The organism is Sporichthya polymorpha DSM 43042, assembly GCF_000384115.1.
Lineage (GTDB): Bacteria > Actinomycetota > Actinomycetes > Sporichthyales > Sporichthyaceae > Sporichthya > Sporichthya polymorpha.
This window is the reverse complement of record NZ_KB913029.1, coordinates 2,517,057-2,534,443: the sequence shown is the minus strand read 5'-3', so window position 1 is coordinate 2,534,443 and position 17,387 is coordinate 2,517,057. Positions and strand designations below refer to the sequence as shown.

Below are 17,387 nucleotides of genomic sequence, written 5' to 3'. Positions count from 1 at the left end.
TGTGTCGGAAATGTTGCCTCAGAATCCCTTCGGCAGGCCCTTGAAGCACTCGAACTTCGAGCCCTTCGGGGCCGTGTACCCCTCGGTCGTGAGGTTCAGCAGCGCGTAGCAGTCGTTCTGGTCCGGCGGCGCCTGCTTGTTGAAGCTGATCCCCGGGGCGAGGCCGTCGAGCTTCTCGTTCTTGATCATCCAGAGGCCTTCGAGCAGCAGGTCGCGGGTGATCGGGCCGCTGCGGGCCTTCTCGAAGACGTTGGCGATCGCCTTCTCGAACAACTTGCCCGAGGTCCACTGGCTGATCGTGTTCTGGTCGATCGACGAGCCCGGCGCGAACCGGTCGTACGCCGCCCGGAACGCCTTCACGCCCGGGTTGTCGTTCGCCTGGTAGGGCGCGTTGCCGGTGCCGAGGTAGACGCCGAGCTTGCGGAAGTTCGGGTCGAGAGCCGCCTCGGCCGAGACCGACAGGGCCGACGTCGCCGACGGCGGCGCATAGCCGAGCGACAGGCAGGAGCGCGCGAACCGGGCGTCGCCCGACCCTTCGAGGGCCACGAACACGGCCTCGGCGCCGGCGGCCTTGAGAGCCTGGCACTCCGCCGTGTAGTCCGGCGAGGTGATCGAGGAGACCTTGCGGAGCACGACCTCGAGGTTGGAGGCCTTGGCCATCGCCTCGAAGTTCTCGTTGATCGTTCCGCAGATCGCGGCCTCGACGCAGTAGATCAGGCCGACCTTCTTGGTGTTGGCCTTGAGCGCGGCTTCCTTGGTCGCGCCGGCGTAGGCGGCCAGCGGGCCGCCGCCCTGCGGGAAGAACCACTGGCTGGAGAACCAGGGCGCCTCGATCATGTCGCCACCGACGAACGGCACCTTGTTCTGCTCGGCGAACCGCTTCGCCGCGGAGAACGTGGTGGGGATGCCGGCGCCGACGATCGCGATCGCCTTCTTGTTGTTCACCATGTCGTTCAAGTTCGACGTCACGCGCGCGGGGTCGGCGGCGTCGTCCATCTGGTACAGCTGCACCGGGTGGCACTGCACGCCGCCGGCGGCGTTGACCGCCCGCGCCCACAGCGCGAGTCCGGCGCGCATGTTGAACGTCGAGGCGCCGATGATGCCCGACGACGGCGACGTCTGACCGAGAATCACCGGAGCGAGCGTCTGCTTGCACGGGGCGTTCGGCCCGCTCACGTCGGCCGCGCCGGCGGCCGCGCTCTTGGCCCCCGAGTTCGTCTTCGCACCGGTCGCCGCAGCGGGACCGGCGGCGGCCGCGGCCCCCGTCGTCCCGGTGGTCGCCCCGCCGGTGGTGGCGGCGCCGGTGGTGCCCGGCGCCGCGGCGAGACCGGCGGCGCTCGGGTCGACGGCGCCGGGGGCGATGACCCCGGTGTCGCCGGTGAGGGCCCCGGCCGCGCCGTTGGCGGCCTGGGCGGAGATGGCGGACCCGTCGGCCGCCGAGATCGCCTCCGAGGACATGCGGGTACCGCAGCCGGACAGCGGCACGACGAGCGCCAGCAGACCCGCGACCGCAGCGACGCGGCGGTTGCGTACGAACTGCTTCCCCAGGTGGGGGCGAGGGGTGAGGGTCATCGGGATGCTCCAACGGGTTCGCGGTCATCCGCCGGTGCAGGGCGGCAGACCTTCTTGGCGAGGTAGTCCTCGACCCGGACGGACGCCGGGCCGGAGCGACGGGAGGAGTGACGTGCCGCGGTCGCGGCGTACCAGCGGTCGAACGCGCCCTGGGAACCGATGGCGGCGGCGATCGCGGCGAGACCGAAGAACATCTGGAGGCACTGGAAGAAGTCCTCGTTGGTGATGTAGTTCGGCACGACGTAGAGCAGGATCGGCGCGACGATCGCGGCGACGACGGTGCGCCGGCCGGAGATCGCGAGCACCGCGAGCACGATCAGCGACTGGACGAAGAAGTAGCTCTCCGCGCTGACCGAGCCGAACATCGAGGCATACAGGGCCCCGGAGATGCCGGCGAGGAAGCCGGCGATGCAGAACACGATCGTGCGGGAGATGTTGACCGCCAGACCGAGGGTGGACAGCGCGACCGGGGCATCGGCCATGCCGCGCAGCAGCCGGCCCAGGCGGGAGCGCTCGATCCAGAGCACCAGGGCGACGCAGGCGGCGGCGATTCCGAGCAACAGGTAGTAGTAGTGCGACTCGGAGGTGTCCATGTCCCAGAACGTGGGCCGCTCGGTGTCGACCGAGCCGAACCCGAACATGTAGTCCTTGGCGTAGAAGAACTGGTTGAGCACGATGCCGAACCCGAGCGTCGCGAGGCCGAGGTAGAGCCCGGACAGGCGGATCGCGGGGACGGCGATCACGAGGGAGACCGGCACGCAGATCAGGCCGGCGACCAGCAGCGCGAGCGGCCAGGGCATGCCCCGACCGAGCATGTGCGCGAAGGTCGAGGCCCCGATCGCGGCGAAGCCGATCTGCCCGAGGGAGATCTGCCCGGAGATGCGCACCAAAAGGTGCAGGGACATGAACAGCCCGACCTGGGTGAGCGCGACGTTCCAGGCGATCTGGTGCGTGCCCGAGAACGCCGGCACGGTCAGCGCCGCGGCCAGCACGAGGCCGAGGATGATCCGCCGGTCGCGCAGCGAGACCCGGCTCTCCTTGGCGGCGCGGGGCTTGACCTGCCGCCCGACCTCGACCAGGTGCCGGCGCGGGATCACCAGCAGACCGATGAACAGCACGATGAACGGAACCGTGAGGTCCAGACCGGCGAGCTGCTCGGAGGAGGTCGACAGGTCCTTGGACACCAGCTTCTGGGCCAGCGCCACGATGACGCCACCGACGAAACACATCGGCAGGTTGCGGAACAGGGCGATCGTCGCGGCGCCGAAGGCCTGGACGATGAGGATCGCGAGGACGTTGACGTCGACCTGCTGCTGCGTGGAGGCGAACAGGATGCCGGACGCCGAGGCGAAGATCGAGCCGATCACCCAGGCGGTCCGCCGCACCTTGGTCGGGGACTCACCGGTCATGTCGAGCAGTTGCGGGTCATCGACCACACCGCGGATCGCGGTGCCCAACCGGGTGTAGCGGAAGAAGGCGAACAGCCCGATCGCGGCGGCCGCGCCGATGCCGACGGTGATGCACTGGTCCACGGTCACGCCGACGCCCGAGATCGAGAACGCCTCGTCCTGCGGGAGGAAGTAGTCGAACCGGCGGCCCTGACCGGTGTACCGCAGGACGATGAGCGCCTGGATGAACACCAGCAGACCGACGGTGCCCACGATCTTGTAGGCCGTGGAGACCGGCGCCAGGCCCGCGGCCAGCCGCTCCATCACCAGACCGACCAACGGGCCGATCACGAACACGACCACGAACGCGGCCACCGGCCACGACAAGCCCTGCTGCTGTCGCAGGTCGAAGAAGGCGTAGGCCGACAGGGCGCAGACCGCGCCGTGACCGAAGTTGAACACGCCCGAGGTCTTGTAGGTCAGCACCAGACCCATGGCGCAGATGCCGTAGATCGAACCGGTGACCACACCGAAGATCAGATAGGGCAGGTACTCGTTCATGAGCGGCACACCCCACAACTGCTCAGACTCCGGGCGGCCGCGTCGGCGGCGCTGATCGGTTCGACCGGCTTGTTCCGCGCGATCGGGCACTCACTGCGGTGCACCATCGTCATACCCGGGCCCACCACGAGCGCGTCAGGACCAGAAACCACCACGTCCTCGACGTCCTCGACGTCCTCGACCTCAGCGGCCGCGTGCAACTGCAGCCGGCCGCGCTTGGTCACCGTCACCGACCAGCCCATCACGTCGGCGAGGTCGAACATCAGCTGACGCTGACCCAGGCGCACCTCACGCGAGGCGACGGTCAGGAAGTACACGGCACCGCAGGCGGCCACGGCCGCGCCGAAGCACGCCACCACCACCCAGATCTCCTGCTCACGCAGGCGGACCTCGCCGCTGACACCGATCCAGGCCCAGACGCCGATCCCCGCACCGAGCACCGCGAGCACCAGCGCGCGGGTCAGGTCCGACCGCCGCCACGGCACCGGCTCGCGCAAATACCGCCGCCGGCGCCGCGGACTCGACGGCCCCGCCGTGGCCGGGCGACCGACCTCGTCCGACCGGGTGACGTCGGCAGCGTCGGCGTTCACGGCACCGCTCACCGCAGTCGTCCCGGAGGTCTCAACTGCGGACATGGGCGCCCGCGCCGCGCGCATCCAGCTCCCGAGCACCGAGTTCGCGCTCCAGGAGGTTGCCGACCCGGCGCAGCTCACGCCACTCGTCCCGCAGGTCCGCGGTGATCCACAGCACCGCCGCGACGCCGAGGAGGAACACCCCGGTCAGACCGGCCGAGACGATGTAGGGCAACTGCTCGGCCACGTGCTCGGTGCCGGACGTGCCGATCCACCCGATGAGCAAGGCCACCGCGCCCGCAAGAGCGCAGGCGATCGCGATCGTGCGGTCCCACTGGGACCGAACCAGGTTCAGGAATTCCATCGCGCCGACACTCCCTTGGCACCGAGGACCGCTGCGGCCAGCAGACCGATCAGCGTGAGACCGACCAGGGCCAGATAGATGGCCGAGAAGTCGCTGGACAGGAAGGCGGGCAACCCCGCCGACATCAGGGCCGCGCCGACGCCTGACGCGGCGTCACCGGCACCGGCCTGAGGCGCGAAGTCGACCGTGGGGATCCCCCCGGCCGGAGTTGCGGGCAGCGCTCCGATGCCCGCGAGGTCGGTGGCGGGGGCGGGCGCCAACGGCAGACCGCCGGTGCCGGCACCGGCCGCGTCGACGGCCGGGACGGCGCCCAGACCGCCCTCGGGACCGCCCGCGGTCTCGGGGGCGCGCTGGACCATCGCGGCGGTCGCGCCGACGATGAACGTCGCCGGGGTCTCGCCCTGGTAGAAGGGGTTCTCCGGCGGGGCCGGGAACGTGTAGTTCACCGTGAACACGCCACCGGTGATCCCGTCCTTGAGCTCACGCGGCGCGGTGTAGGCCAGCGTCACGCCTTGGGCCTTGAAAGCCTCGACCACCGCGTCGGCCGGGACCGCGTACTTCTGCGTCTCACCCTCGAAGGGCTGGGTCACGACGAAGTAGCCGTTGACAAAGCCGATCTTCGGCTCGACCAGCGTCGCGCCCCCGTTCGGGATCGGCAACGGCGGAGCCGGGATCGGCTCCGGGGCCGGGACGCCGGGGATCGGCACCGGGAACGGGACCGGGTACGAACTCGGCGTCTGCTCCGGGATCCGCAGCACCAGACCCGGGATCGAGATCTCGTCGATCGTGAAGTTCGAGGTCCGGGTCAGCGTGCCGTTCGCGTCCGCGACCACCGAGACCGCCGAGTCGAAGCCCTTCAGGCTGACCAGCGGACCGAGCACCGTCAGCGGCGAGGACGCCGTCGCGTTCGCGACGACGTTGCCGTCCGGGCTCTCGTCGACCTCGGAATGTGACACCGCGCCAGATCCGGCCGAGCCGGCGATCGCGTCGGCCACCGTGGAGGTCGAACGGCTCGTCGCCGAGAGTTCGATGCCCGGGTAGTTCACTCGCGCCGGCGCGCCGCCGAACGTCGAGGACGCCGTCAACGGGTACGGCGGCACCGGTACCCCGAACAGACCGGACACCACACCGGGCGCGGTCGGCACGTAGTCACCGAAGTACGGGAACGAGGCGTTCGCGTCCCCCTTGTCGAGCGAGGACTGCGCGACGTCGGTCTGCGGCCCACCGCCCTCGGGACGCACGCCGCCGGGGATGGTCGAGTTCGTGAAGTACGCATCGACCACGACCGACCGGGCGCTCGCGTTGTAGAAGGACTCGACGTCCGCGTCCGCGGACGGAGTCCACGCCAGCGTGGTCGCCCCGAGCAGAGCGACGCCGACGAGCCCGGGCATCAGCCAGGACGTGTTCCTCGCGAGCCCTCGTGTGCGCGGCATTCGCCGCCTCCCTTCGCCGGAATCAGCGATGGATCTGGATTGGATCTTGAGACTGGATTGAGTGTCTGGACTCCGTGTAGCCAGCAGGTACTATACAGACGTTTCGTGTGGGTTCAATCACATCTGTGCTAGCTTGGCCGTCCTGTCTGGACACAGTGTTCAGATGCATGGTCCATTTGTCTAGACCCTGTAGGTTCTGGAGGAAAAATGGCAGGTCAGGACGTTGTGGACGGTCTTGCGGTGCGGGAGGTGTCGGTCCGGTACGGCGGTCACCTGGCCGTGGATCGGATCAGCCTGGACGCTCCGAAGGGGCGGATCACGGGCCTGATCGGTCCGAACGGCGCGGGCAAGACGACGACGTTCAACGCCTGCACCGGCCTGCTGCGCCCGACGTCGGGATCGGTGCATCTGTTCGGTGAGGACGTCACCGGTTCGACCCCGCACCACCGCGCGCAGAAGGGTCTGGGCCGCACGTTCCAGCGCATGGAACTGTTCGACTCACTCACGGTGCGGGACAACGTCTCCCTCGGCCGCGAGGCCGGGCTCGCGGGCTCGAAACCGTGGCGGCACATCCTGGGCCGGCGCTCCGACGCCGGGGTCGTGGCCGCCGCCGTCGACGAGGCCATCGAGGCGTGCGGCATCACGAACCTGATCGACCGTCGCCCCGCCGACCTCTCGACCGGTCAGCGCCGTCTGGTCGAACTCGCCCGCTGCATGGCCGGCGGCTTCCAGGTCATGCTGCTCGACGAGCCGTCCTCGGGTCTGGACAAGGCCGAGACCAAGCGGTTCGGGGAGATCCTGCGCTCGCTGGTCGCCGAGCGCGGCGTCGGGATCCTGATCGTCGAGCACGACATGGCGCTGGTCATGAGCACCTGCGACTACATCCACGTCCTTGACTTCGGCAAGCCCATCTTCGAGGGCACCGCACGTGAGGTCGGCACCTCCGACCTGGTCCGCGCGGCCTACCTCGGCAGCGAGGCGGTCGAGGAGTCCCTCGAGGAGAACTTCGACCCGGCGAACGTCTGAGCAGCAGTCTGAGAAGGCAGGTCAGAGGACATGTTCGAGCTTCAGGGTGTCCACGCCGGGTACGCCGGCACCACGGTGCTTCGCGGCGTCGATCTCGTCGTCCCGCCGGGTTCGGTCGTGGCGTTGCTCGGGGCGAACGGCGCCGGCAAGACCACGCTGCTGCGGGTCGCGTCCGGGCTGATCCACGCCACCGAGGGCCGACTGGTCCTCGACGGCGAGGACGTCACCCGCAAAGCCCCGCACCAGCTCGTCAAGCGCGGCATCTGCCACGTCCCCGAAGGCCGCGGCATCTTCCCCACCCTGACCGTGCGGGAAAACCTGGTCCTGCAGTCCCCCGCCGGCCAGGAGAAGGAATCGATCGAGAAGGCCTGCTCCGCCTTCCCCCGCCTCGGCGAGCGACTCAACCAGGCCGCCGGCACGATGTCCGGCGGCGAGCAGCAGATGGTCGCCCTGGCCCGCACCTACGTGCAGAACCCCAAGGTCGCCCTGCTCGACGAGGTCTCGATGGGTCTCGCCCCCAAGATCGTCGACGAGATCTTCGAATTCCTCGCCCTGCTCCGCGACCAGGGTTCCTCCCTGCTCCTGGTCGAGCAGTACGTCACCCGCGCTCTCGAGGTCGCCGACTACGTCTACCTGCTCAACAAGGGCGAGGTCGCCTTCGTCGGCCAACCCAGCGAACTCGACGGCGCCGACGTCTTCGCCGAATACGTCGGCGTCGACGTCGGCCACTGACCCCCACCCCGGGCCGTGCACTGGAGATGTCATCTCCAGTGCACGGGTCAGAACCCCTTCGGCAGACCCCGGAGGCAGGTGACCTTGCTGCCACGGGGTGAGCCGTACCCGCGGTCGGTGATCGTCAGGCTGTAGTAGCAGTCGCTGAGCTTCGGCGGTGCACCCTTGCTGAACGTGATGCCGGGCGCGAGGCCGTCGAGGGTCTCGCCGGCGACCTGCCCGAGCCCGTCGAGGATCAGGGCGGTCGTGATCGCGCCGGCGGCCGCCTTCGCCGCGACCGTCGCGATCGCGGCTTCGAGCAGCTTGCCCGCGGCCCAGCCGTAGATGGTGTTCTGGTCGATCGACGACCCGGGCGCGTAGGTGTCGTAGGCCGCGCGGAAGGCGCGGACCCCGGCGGAGTCGGTGGCGGTGAACGGCGCGTTGCCCGTGCCGAGGTAGAGGCCCATCGCCCGCAGGTTCGGGTCGTTGGACACGGCCTCGCTCACCGAGATGGCGCCGACCGCCACGGCCGGCTCGTACCCGAGCGCACGGCAGGACCGCGCGGCGCGACTGTCGGACGCGCCTTCCATCGCCATAAAGAGCACCTCGACCCCCGCGCTCTTCATCGCCTGGCACTCGGCGGTGTAGTCGGGCGCGGTGATCGAGGTGACCTTCCGCAGGGTGAACTCCAGCCCCGCGGCCTTCACCATCGCCTCGAAGTTCTCGTTGATCTGTCCGCACGCGCCGGCCTCGACGCAGTAGAGCAGTCCGACCTTCGAGCCACCCGTCGCCGCGGCCGCTTCCTTGATCGCCCCGGCGTACGCCGCGAACGGGGTGCCGCCCTGCGGGAACAGGTAGGGGCTCGCGAACCATCCCGGTTCGATCAGATCCCCGCCGACGAAGGGGATCCGGGTCCGCTCCGCGAACTGGCGCGCGGCCGAGAACGTCGTCGGGACGTACGCCGCCACGATGGCGACCGCGCCCTTGTCCTTCACCAGCGTCGTCAGGTTGCTCGTGACGCGGACGGGGTCCGCGGCGTCGTCCATCTGGTGCAGCTGCACCGGGTGGCACGCGAGTCCACCTCGCGCATTGACCACCCGCGCCCACAGCACCAGGCCGGAGCGGGCGTTGGCGGTCGCCGCGCCGATGATGCCGCTCGCGGGCGCCGTCTGCCCGAGGACGACGGGCGCCAACGGCTTGGTGCAACCGGTCGGCGCCGCCGGACCGGGCGCGCCCTCCCGGCGCTCCGACGCCCCCTCGGTGCGGTCCGCGGCTTTCACGGGACCGGACGCGATCACTTTCTGATCCGCCGTCACCGGAACTGCGGCGCCGGGGGCCGCGAGGTCGGCCGTCGACGCGGACCCGGCCGCCTCCGACGCCGGCGCGATGCTCGCCGCGGTCGCGACCGGCTCACCGCCGAGGCCGGACGCCCGCTCGATGCGGTCCTCGGCCACACGCGTCCCGCACCCCGCGAGCAGGCCGACTGCTACGAGCACGGCCCCGACCCGGCGGATCGAACGGTTCGCGCGCGGCATGCAGCCCTCCCGGCAGACGTGGGTGGGCTGAAAGTAGCAATGCTACTCATCTAGGGCAAGATGCTGCTCATAACGGTCTTTCCGCTACTTACGCCGTACGATGCCTGCCATGCCCACGCCTGCCGCCCGACGCTCGTCCGTGGAGGTGCGGCGGGAGCTGCTGCGGGCGGCCGAGACGGTGTTCGCGGCGAAGGGTTACGCCGCCGCGACCAGCCGCGATCTCGCGCGGGCGGCCGGGGTGAGCGAGTCCGTGCTCTACCGGCACTTCGGGTCGAAGGCCGGGCTGTTCGCGGAGTCCGTCGTCGCCCCGTTCGCGGACGTGCTGGAGGCGTTCCCGGGCATGATCGCCCGCACCGTCTCCCATCCGTTCGAGGTCGAGCAGCTGATGCGGCTGTTCCTCTCCGAACTGCTCGCGCAGCTCGGCTCCCACCGCCGGACGCTGCGCATGTTCCTCGCCGTCGAGGACCAGCTCGACGAGGAGACCCGGGCCCTGTTCCACGACCGGTTCAATACCGTCATCACGAAGCTGGCCGAGGTCGTCGAACCGCAGTCCCGCCGGTTCGACCGGCCGCGAAACCCACTCGGCACCGACGGCAACGTCCGCGCCACCTTTGGACTGGTGCTCTCCTTCGTCCTCCTCGACGACTGGCTGCTCCCGCCGGACCGACCCACCACCGACGAGCTGATCGACCACCTGAGCGCCGTCCTGCTCAACGGCGTCTGACCTCGGCCCCGCCCCGCCAGCCCCGCCGACCCACCGGCCCCACTGTGACGGAAGGGGCGGCCGAGACCTCGGTGGGTCTCAGCGGCCGAGGAACCGCAGCGCCCGTTCCGCGGCGAGGGCGCCGCACATCCCGTGGGCGCCGGGGCCCGGCGGGGTGGCGGCCGAGCACAGGTACATGCCGGGGACGCCGGTGTCGTAGGGGTGCGGGGTCAGCCGCGGTCCGAGGAGCAGCTGCGGGGTGCTCTTGGCCCCGGTGACGATGTCGCCGCCGACGAAGTTGGGGTTGTACTGAGCAAACTCCGTCGGCGTACGGACGGCGGTGCCGACGATGCGGTCCCGGAACCCCGGGGCGAACCGTTCGATCTGCGCGGTGATCGCCTCGGTGGCGTCGCCGGTCCAGCCGTGGGGCACGTGGGCGTACGTCCACAGCGGCGTCAGGGTGCCGGCACACCGGCTCGGGTCGGCGACGTGCTGCTGCGCGACGAGCACGAACGGCCGCTCGGGCATCCGCCCCGCGTGGACGGTCTTCTCGTTGGCCGCGATCTCCGCGAACGTCCCGCCGAGGTGGACGGTCCCGGCGCGGGCGACCGCCTCGTGCCGCCACGGGACTCCGCCCTCGACCGCGAAGTCGACCTTGAACGCCCCGGGTCCGTGCTTGAACTTCCGGTAGGCGCGGGCCACGCCGCCCGGCAGGCGGTCGCCCAGGATCTCGGCGAGGGCACCGGGTGCGACGTCGAACAGCGTCACGTCGGCCGGTGGCAGGTCCGTCGCGGCGCGGACGTGCACGTTGACCTCGATGCGCCCGCCATGGTCGGTGACGACGCTCGCGAGCGCGTCCGTGATCGACCGTGAACCGCCCGCGGCGACGGCCCAGCCGTACTTGTGACCCGCCGTCAGGATGCCGAGCCCGATGGCCGAGGTGAACGGCCGGTTGAGCGGTCGGATTGCGTGCGCGGCGACCCCACCCCACAGCGCCCGCGCCTCGTCGGTCGAGAACCCGCGCGCCAGCACGGCAGCGGGCAGAGCCGTCGGGATGCCGAACCGCGCGAGCCGGATCGGGTGGGAGGGGAACCGGATCAGCGGCTGCAGGATGTCCTCGGCGAGGGCGTCGTAGCCGGCCGACGTCCGCTCGAACAACGCCCGCCAGCGCCGGCCGTCCGCGCCGAGCCCGTCGGCGGTCTCGGTCACCGAGCGGTGCAGCAACGCCGCACGGCCGTCGTCGAGCGGATGGGCGCAGTCGATCTCGGGCCACCGCCAACTCAGGCCGCGCTTGTCGAGCTCGAGGTCCCGCAGGACGGTCGAGCCCACCGCGATCGGGTGCACGGCCGAGCAGTGGTCGACGAGCAGCCCCGGGACGATCGGCTCGGACGTGCGGGTGCCACCGCCGATCTCGGCGGTGGCCTCCAGCACGGTGACGTCGACCCCGGCCTTCGCCAGGACCGCGGCGGCGGCGAGCCCGTTCGGGCCCGCCCCCACCACGACGGCGGTGCTCAAGCGCTGTCCAGCGTCAAGCGGGCTGCCCCTCGCGGTCGTCGGCCGACTCCGTCGACTTGGTCGTCGCCGCCGGGGTCGTCGAGCCACCCGGACGCAACGACTCGGGCACGACGTAGTTGCCCGGGCGGACGTAGCCGTCCTTGGTCCAGGTGACGTGCAGGTTGATCGGGCCGTTGGGCAGCCACGGCTGCTCGTTGACGGCCTCCGGAACGCTCCACCAGCCGCGCTCGAGGATCCCGCCCTCGGGGGTGTCGAGCAGACCCACGTCCATGACTTTGTAGGTCTGCGTCGGCTTGTGGATCGGCTGCGACTCGACCCAGACCACGATGAACTCGCCCGGCTCGAAGTGGCACCGCTTCTGGATCGCGGTGAGCAGACGCTCGTCGTGGAAGTGGCCGTCACCGAAGTTGAAGCCGACGATCGAGTTGCAGGCGAACTCGGCCTCGCGGACCGTCCAGCGGTCGAGGTCGGGCACGTGGTGCATGAACAGCGAGTACAGGCCGCGGGCTTGGCTGTGCATCGTCCGCCAGCCGATCGTCTGCTGCATCGTGATCTCGGCGATCGGGTCCGGGTAACCCATGCCCTGGGTCAGCTGGTCGATCTGGTTCAGGTGCGGGCGCGGGGTCAGCTTGTTCAGCTTGGCCTCGACCTCGCGAGACTTGAACGCCCACTGCGCCGACGCCCAGTTCCCGGCGTACTGCCGCATCGACGGCAGGAACGAGACCAGGTCGGGGCGGAGGTTGCCGAGGATCGGGAACGTCAGGCCGATCACGAGGACCAGGAGCAACAGGCCGCCGTTGATGTCGCCGACGCCGAAGCCGTCCTGCGCCGGGAATCCGGCGAAGAGGAACACCGTCGCGTAGGCGAACATGATGTTCCACTCCAGCGGGACCGCGAGCGGGAACGCGGAGACGATGAAGATGTGGAAGATCACCATGCCGACGACCGTGGCGATGGTGAGCTCGCGGTTGGTCGAGAACAGCAGGATCAGCGGCAGTGCCAGCTCGACGAAGGTGCCGCCGCCGTGCGCCAGGAAGTTCGAGATCTTGCCCGGGCGGATGTCCGTCGGGAAGTCGCGGTACATCATCCGCTTGATCTTGCGCGACGGCAGCGCCGGCGAGTTGGACATCATCGGCGCGACCACGCACCCGAAGTGGTGACCGAACTTGGAGACGCCGGCGCCGATCCAGATGATGCAGATCGCGATCTTGACCGCGACGATCATGTCGACGAAGTCGAACACCGCGAAGAAGAAGATCCACGGCGCGTACTGCTCGGTCCGTGCCGCCAGGAAGACGATGGTGTCGCGCAGCCCGATCAGGCCGATGAGGATCAGCGGCGGGAACAGCAGCGCCTCGTTGACCAGGCCGCCGTCCTCCGGCGAGCAGATCGCGATCAGCAGGCTCGCGCAGAACGCCAGGTAGAGCCCGACGTCGACAATCGTGCGGGAGTCACCGGCGGTGAAGGGGACGCGCTTCCACGGGCGCACCCGCAGCGTGCCGACCTTCGCCCAGAACCGGACGCCCGCCGTCATCGGCTTGAAGGTGCCCGAGAGCGGTCCCCAGGAGCCGGCCACGCCCAGGGCCTCCAGGAGCATCGTCCACATGACGAGCTTCTGGAAGACGATCGGCTGGTCCCACCACTGGTCGATCTCCCAGGGCTTCATCCCGATGTCCGAGGTCAGGACCGCCAGGGTGACGCCGATGCCGATGTAGAAGAACAACAGCTTGAAGATGTAGATGGTGTGCACCATCTTCGGCGTCCCGAAGCCGTACTCGCACCAGTGCAGAGCCAGGGTCTTCGTCCGCTCCATGAGCGGCTTCTGCAGGAAGGTCTCTGGGTCGACCGGCGGGAAATCGGGTGTCTTGAATCCCATGCGCGCACTCCCGGGACGTACGTGAACCAAGCGGATCAACAGTGCGCCCCACGCTAGGACAGGCTGTGACGGGGGCCACTAGGCGCAGCTCACGAACTGCCCGCGACTTGTTGTGACTCGGGCACAGTCCTGGCCCGGGATCAGCGCAGGGCCGCGGTGACCGCCTTCTGCAACCGACGTTGCAGGTCAGCGGCGGCATCCCGGTCGGTGCGGACCCGGATCAGGCGCAGACCGGGCCCGGCCCCCAGCGCGGCCTCGAGCTCGGCCGACGTGGTCGCGGTCGTCGCGGGGACGCCGGCCGCGGCCGCGTCGGCGACCAGGTCCAGGGAGTGCGGGGTCCCGAACACACGCTCGAACCCGGCGATCCCCGCCTGCGGGAGCATCGAGAAGATTCCGCCGCCGTCGTTGTCGACGACGACCAGCGTGAGGTCCGGCCGGGGCTCCTCCGGTCCGAGCACCAGGCCGTTGCGGTCGTAGAGATAGGTGAGGTCGCCCATCAGCGCCGCCGCGGCGCCCCCGCCCGCGCCCTGGTGGGCCAGGGCGGCGCCGATCGCCGTCGAGACGACGCCGTCGATGCCGTTGACTCCGCGGTTCCCGAGAACCCGCAGGTCGGCGCGGGCGGGCAGGCACAGCTCGAGGTCCCGCACCGCCCGGCTCGGGCCGGTGACGAGCAGGGCGTCCGCCGGGAGCGCGCAGCCGAGGGTGCGGGCGACGCCGGGCTCGGTGAGCTCGCCGGCGTCCTCCAGGACGGACTCCACCGCGGCGCCGGCCGCGGCGCCGGCCTGCCGCCAGCGGGCGAGCCAGTCGCCCGGGGTGCGGCGGGCGCTGGGCACGGCGGGGAGGACGAATTCGGCGGTGCGCGTCGGGTCGGCCCAACGGGCCGCGGGGTCGACGACGACCTGCCGCGCGGCGCTGCGCACCCACCCGAGCAGCGAACGGGAGAGACCGGGACGGCCGACGGTGACGACCAGGTCCGGGCGGAGACGCGCGAACGCGGGGTCGGCCAGCACCAGCGGGTAGGCGTCGACGGCGTTGGGGCCGAAGCGCGCGTTGCCCGTCGGCTCGGAGAACACCGGCCAACCGCAGGCCTTCGCGAGCGCGACCGCCGCGGCGGGGTCGACCGCGCCGGCTCCGACGACGACCGCGCCCCGCTCGGGCACCTCGCCGCCGAGGATCGCGGCGAGGTCGGGCCGCGGGCCGGGCGTCGGCGGGGCGACCGTGACCCACGGGGCTCCCCCGGCGCGGCCGTCGAGGGACTCGGGCCAGTCCTCGGTGCCGTCGGGCGTCAGCGGTTCGCGGAGCGGGACGTTGAGGTGCACCGGGCCGTCGGCCGCCGCGGCGACGGCGCGGCCGACCAGCGAACGCCAGTACGCGACCTGGCCGGTCACCGGCTCGGGGACGCCGATCTCGGTGAACAGGCGGACGGCGCCGCCGTAGAGGCCGATCTGATCGATGGTCTGACTGGCGCCGGTGCCGCGCAGCTCGGGCGGGCGGTCGGCGGTGAGGACGAGGAGCCCGACCCCGGCGGCGTCGGCCTCGACGACCGCGGGATGGAAGGCGGCGGCTGCAGTACCGGAGGTGCAGACCAGCGGCACGGGGCGCCCGCCCGCCGCGGCGAGACCGAGGGCGAGGAAGGAGGCCGAGCGCTCGTCGATCCGGACGTGGACGCGCAGCCCGGTCTGGTGCAACAGCGCCAGTGCGAGCGGGCCCGAGCGGGAGCCGGGCGCGATGACGGCGTCGGTCACGCCGCAGCGGGCGAGCTCATCGGCCATCACCCGGGCGATCGCGGTCGACGGATTCACGAGAGCGCCTCCACGGCGGCGATTCTCTCGCGCCACCGCGCGGCGGTCTCCGGCGAGGCCGCGAGGGCCTCGAGGCGGGCGGGATCGGGCTCCGGTCGACGCACCGTCAGATATCCGTCGACCGGGAGGAAGGGGTCGGCGACGACGTCGTCGTGGAGCAGCACGACGGTCGCGAGGCCGCAGGCGTAGGGGAGCTCCGGCAGCGCGGCCGCGAGAGCGACCCCGGCCGCGATCCCCACGGAGGTGTCGATCGCGGAGGAGACGACCGCCGGCAGCCCGATCGCGTCGACGATCTCGAGCGCGGCGCCCACTCCGCCGAGCGGCGCGACCTTGACGACCGCGATGTCCGCGGCCTCCGCCTTCGCGACCAGCAAGGGGTCCTCGGCGCGGCGGATCGACTCGTCGGCGGCGATCGGGACGTCGACCCGGCGGCGGACCGCGGCGAGCTCGGGGACGGTCGCGCACGGCTGTTCCACGTACTCGAGCTCGAACCGGTGCAGCAGCGCGATCGCAGCCACGGCTTCGTCGATGTCCCAACCGCCGTTGGCGTCCACCCGGATCCGGCCCGCGGACCCGAGCGCGTCCCGGACGGCCTCCACCCGGGCGAGGTCATCGGCCAGGCTCTGGCCCCGCTCCGCGACCTTGACCTTGGCGGTGCGACAGCCCGAGGCGGCGACGATCTCGAAGGCGCGCTCCGGGTCGCAGGCCGGGACGGTGACGTTGACGGGGATGCGGTCGCGCACCGGGGCGGGCCAGGTGCCGAACGCCGCTTCCTTGGCCGCGCGCAGCCAGGGGCGGCACTCGGTGGGGCCGTAATCCGCGAACGGGGCGAACTCCCCCCACCCGCTCGGGCCCTCGATCAGCACCCCTTCCCGGACGTCGATTCCCCGGAACCGCGTCCGCAGCCCGATCGAGTACACCCGGACGTCCGACGATGTGGCTGCTATTGCGACCACTCCTTCGGACGTTGCGAGCTCCCGGCCCCGCCATTGTCGTGGGACGCCCCGTCAGTACGGTGGCCGGATGGTCAGCGAGATCTTTGACGCCAGCGCGTGGAAGCAGGTCGACGGGTTCGACTTCACCGACATCACCTACCACCGCGCGGTGGACACGGGTGCGGTGCGGATCGCGTTCAACCGCCCGGAGGTCCGCAACGCGTTCCGGCCCGGAACCGTTGACGAGCTGTACCAGGCGCTCGACCACGCGCGGATGACGTCGGACGTCGGGTGCGTGATTCTGACCGGCAACGGGCCCTCGCCGAAGGACGGGGTGTGGTCGTTCTGCTCCGGCGGCGACCAGCGGATCCGCGGGCGCACGGGCTACCAGTACGCGTCCGGCGAGACCGCCGACACCGTCGACCCGGCCCGCGCGGGGCGGCTGCACATTCTCGAAGTGCAGCGGCTGATCCGGTTCATGCCGAAGATCGTTCTCGCCGCGATCCCGGGCTGGGCCGCGGGCGGCGGGCACTCGCTCTACGTCGTCGCCGACCTCGCTCTCGCGTCCGCCGAGCACGCCCGGTTCAAGCAGACCGACGCCGACGTCGGCTCCTTCGACGGCGGCTTCGGCTCCGCGTACCTCGCCCGCCAGGTCGGGCAGAAGTTCGCCCGCGAGATCTTCTTCCTCGGCCAGGAGTACTCCGCCGAGGACGCGTACCGGATGGGCGCGGTCAACCGCGTCGTCCCCCACGCCGAGCTCGAGGCCGAGGCCCTCCGCTGGGCCCGCATCATCAACGGCAAGAGCCCGACCGCCCAGCGGATGCTGAAGTACTCGTTCAACCTGATCGACGACGGCCTCGTCGGCCAGCAGCTCTTCGCCGGCGAGACCACCCGCCTCGCCTACATGACCGACGAAGCGGTCGAGGGCCGCGACTCCTTCCTCGAGAAGCGCGACCCCGACTGGTCCCCGTTCCCCTGGTACTTCTGAGCCCGTCGCTTCCCTCGCGAGAACGCGTTGTCGGCCGCGCGAGAACCCGCTTCACTCGGCCTCGCGAGAACCCGCTTCACTCGGCCTCGCGAGAACCCGCTTCACTCGCCGGCGCCAGGCCTCACTCGCCCGACCTGGCGAGTAAGGCCTTGCTGCAGCGAGTGAAGCGCGAACCTGAGGCCCGGCAACCCACCCCCGGTGCCCGCTTCACTCGCCAGCGCCAGGCTTTACTCGCCCGGCCTGGCGAGTGAAGGCTGGCTGCAGCGAGTGAAGCGCGAACCTGAGGCCCGGCAACCCACCCCCGGTGCCCGCTTCACTCGCCAGCGCCAGGGCTTACTCGCTCGACCTGGCGAGTGAAGGCTGGCTGCAGCGAGTGAAGCGCGCACCCCGGGGGGGCGACGGGAGG

14 protein-coding genes are annotated in these 17,387 nt (G+C 70.9%); 4 read left to right on the top strand and 10 right to left on the bottom strand.

Features of this window, described 5'->3' with window-relative positions:
* Window positions 1-18 precede the first annotated feature (18 nt).
* From SPOPO_RS0112480 to SPOPO_RS0112460, 5 genes are read right to left on the bottom strand one after another with little or no spacing between them, the layout of a single operon-like run.
* Window positions 19-1,572, bottom strand: coding sequence for an ABC transporter substrate-binding protein (locus tag SPOPO_RS0112480; protein ID WP_019875130.1), 1,554 nt, complete (start codon window positions 1,570-1,572; stop codon window positions 19-21).
* Window positions 1,569-3,521, bottom strand: coding sequence for a branched-chain amino acid ABC transporter permease (locus tag SPOPO_RS29280; protein WP_156869849.1), 1,953 nt, complete (start codon window positions 3,519-3,521; stop codon window positions 1,569-1,571). Before SPOPO_RS29280 ends, SPOPO_RS0112480 begins: the two co-directional genes overlap by 4 nt.
* The gene (locus SPOPO_RS0112470; protein WP_019875126.1) at window positions 3,518-4,123 is read right to left on the bottom strand and encodes a hypothetical protein; all 606 of its coding nucleotides are present in this window, start codon (window positions 4,121-4,123) and stop codon (window positions 3,518-3,520) included. The genes SPOPO_RS29280 and SPOPO_RS0112470 overlap by 4 nt, the downstream gene beginning before the upstream one ends.
* Before the next feature lie 19 nt (window positions 4,124-4,142).
* Window positions 4,143-4,457: a hypothetical protein gene (locus tag SPOPO_RS0112465; RefSeq protein ID WP_019875124.1), complete on the bottom strand. Its 315-nt coding sequence runs from the start codon at window positions 4,455-4,457 to the stop codon at window positions 4,143-4,145.
* Entirely contained in the window at window positions 4,445-5,890 is a 1,446-nt protein-coding gene (locus tag SPOPO_RS0112460) for a hypothetical protein (protein WP_156869847.1), read from the bottom strand. The genes SPOPO_RS0112465 and SPOPO_RS0112460 overlap by 13 nt, the downstream gene beginning before the upstream one ends.
* Window positions 5,891-6,097: 207 nt before the next feature.
* Here SPOPO_RS0112460 and SPOPO_RS0112455 point away from each other — a divergent pair, with 207 nt between their 5' ends.
* Window positions 6,098-6,916, top strand: coding sequence for an ABC transporter ATP-binding protein (locus SPOPO_RS0112455; RefSeq protein WP_156869845.1), 819 nt, complete (start codon window positions 6,098-6,100; stop codon window positions 6,914-6,916).
* A 30-nt stretch (window positions 6,917-6,946) separates the two neighbouring features.
* Window positions 6,947-7,648, top strand: coding sequence for an ABC transporter ATP-binding protein (locus tag SPOPO_RS0112450; protein WP_019875118.1), 702 nt, complete (start codon window positions 6,947-6,949; stop codon window positions 7,646-7,648).
* Window positions 7,649-7,695: 47 nt separating this feature from the next.
* Here SPOPO_RS0112450 and SPOPO_RS0112445 read toward each other — a convergent pair whose 3' ends face one another.
* Window positions 7,696-9,162 carry an ABC transporter substrate-binding protein gene (locus SPOPO_RS0112445; protein ID WP_019875116.1) on the bottom strand — a complete coding sequence of 489 codons (1,467 nt, stop codon included), beginning with the start codon at window positions 9,160-9,162 and terminating at the stop codon, window positions 7,696-7,698.
* Between the two features lie 109 nt (window positions 9,163-9,271).
* Between SPOPO_RS0112445 and SPOPO_RS32765 the strand changes: the two genes are divergently transcribed.
* Entirely contained in the window at window positions 9,272-9,886 is a 615-nt protein-coding gene (locus tag SPOPO_RS32765) for a TetR/AcrR family transcriptional regulator (RefSeq protein ID WP_211210892.1), read from the top strand.
* Between the two features lie 78 nt (window positions 9,887-9,964).
* Here SPOPO_RS32765 and SPOPO_RS0112435 read toward each other — a convergent pair whose 3' ends face one another.
* The 4 genes from SPOPO_RS0112435 to SPOPO_RS0112420 all read right to left on the bottom strand — a co-directional run bounded on the left by SPOPO_RS0112435 (window position 9,965) and on the right by SPOPO_RS0112420 (window position 16,014).
* Window positions 9,965-11,380, bottom strand: coding sequence for a phytoene desaturase family protein (locus SPOPO_RS0112435; RefSeq protein WP_019875112.1), 1,416 nt, complete (start codon window positions 11,378-11,380; stop codon window positions 9,965-9,967).
* A gap of 13 nt (window positions 11,381-11,393) precedes the next feature.
* Window positions 11,394-13,256: a DUF3556 domain-containing protein gene (locus tag SPOPO_RS0112430; RefSeq protein ID WP_019875111.1), complete on the bottom strand. Its 1,863-nt coding sequence runs from the start codon at window positions 13,254-13,256 to the stop codon at window positions 11,394-11,396.
* Between the two features lie 140 nt (window positions 13,257-13,396).
* Window positions 13,397-15,058 carry a 2-succinyl-5-enolpyruvyl-6-hydroxy-3-cyclohexene-1-carboxylic-acid synthase gene (menD, locus tag SPOPO_RS0112425; protein ID WP_019875110.1) on the bottom strand — a complete coding sequence of 554 codons (1,662 nt, stop codon included), beginning with the start codon at window positions 15,056-15,058 and terminating at the stop codon, window positions 13,397-13,399.
* The gene (locus SPOPO_RS0112420; protein ID WP_084671037.1) at window positions 15,055-16,014 is read right to left on the bottom strand and encodes an o-succinylbenzoate synthase; all 960 of its coding nucleotides are present in this window, start codon (window positions 16,012-16,014) and stop codon (window positions 15,055-15,057) included. The genes menD and SPOPO_RS0112420 overlap by 4 nt, the downstream gene beginning before the upstream one ends.
* Window positions 16,015-16,081: 67 nt before the next feature.
* Between SPOPO_RS0112420 and SPOPO_RS0112415 the strand changes: the two genes are divergently transcribed.
* Window positions 16,082-16,981 (top strand): 1,4-dihydroxy-2-naphthoyl-CoA synthase, encoded by a 900-nt coding sequence (locus SPOPO_RS0112415; protein ID WP_019875108.1) that lies wholly within the window; start codon window positions 16,082-16,084, stop codon window positions 16,979-16,981.
* Window positions 16,982-17,387 lie beyond the last annotated feature (406 nt).

Bases quoted from the DNA above. Each gene is read 5' to 3' on its own strand.
- SPOPO_RS0112480 (WP_019875130.1), bottom strand. From the start codon at position 1,572: ATGACCCTCACCCCTCGCCCCCACCTGGGGAAGCAGTTCGTACGCAAC.
- SPOPO_RS29280 (WP_156869849.1), bottom strand. From the start codon at position 3,521: ATGAACGAGTACCTGCCCTATCTGATCTTCGGTGTGGTCACCGGTTCG.
- SPOPO_RS0112465 (WP_019875124.1), bottom strand. From the start codon at position 4,457: ATGGAATTCCTGAACCTGGTTCGGTCCCAGTGGGACCGCACGATCGCG.
- SPOPO_RS0112460 (WP_156869847.1), bottom strand. From the start codon at position 5,890: ATGCCGCGCACACGAGGGCTCGCGAGGAACACGTCCTGGCTGATGCCC.
- SPOPO_RS0112455 (WP_156869845.1), top strand. From the start codon at position 6,098: ATGGCAGGTCAGGACGTTGTGGACGGTCTTGCGGTGCGGGAGGTGTCG.
- SPOPO_RS0112450 (WP_019875118.1), top strand. From the start codon at position 6,947: ATGTTCGAGCTTCAGGGTGTCCACGCCGGGTACGCCGGCACCACGGTG.
- SPOPO_RS0112445 (WP_019875116.1), bottom strand. From the start codon at position 9,162: ATGCCGCGCGCGAACCGTTCGATCCGCCGGGTCGGGGCCGTGCTCGTA.
- SPOPO_RS32765 (WP_211210892.1), top strand. From the start codon at position 9,272: ATGCCCACGCCTGCCGCCCGACGCTCGTCCGTGGAGGTGCGGCGGGAG.
- SPOPO_RS0112430 (WP_019875111.1), bottom strand. From the start codon at position 13,256: ATGGGATTCAAGACACCCGATTTCCCGCCGGTCGACCCAGAGACCTTC.
- SPOPO_RS0112415 (WP_019875108.1), top strand. From the start codon at position 16,082: ATGGTCAGCGAGATCTTTGACGCCAGCGCGTGGAAGCAGGTCGACGGG.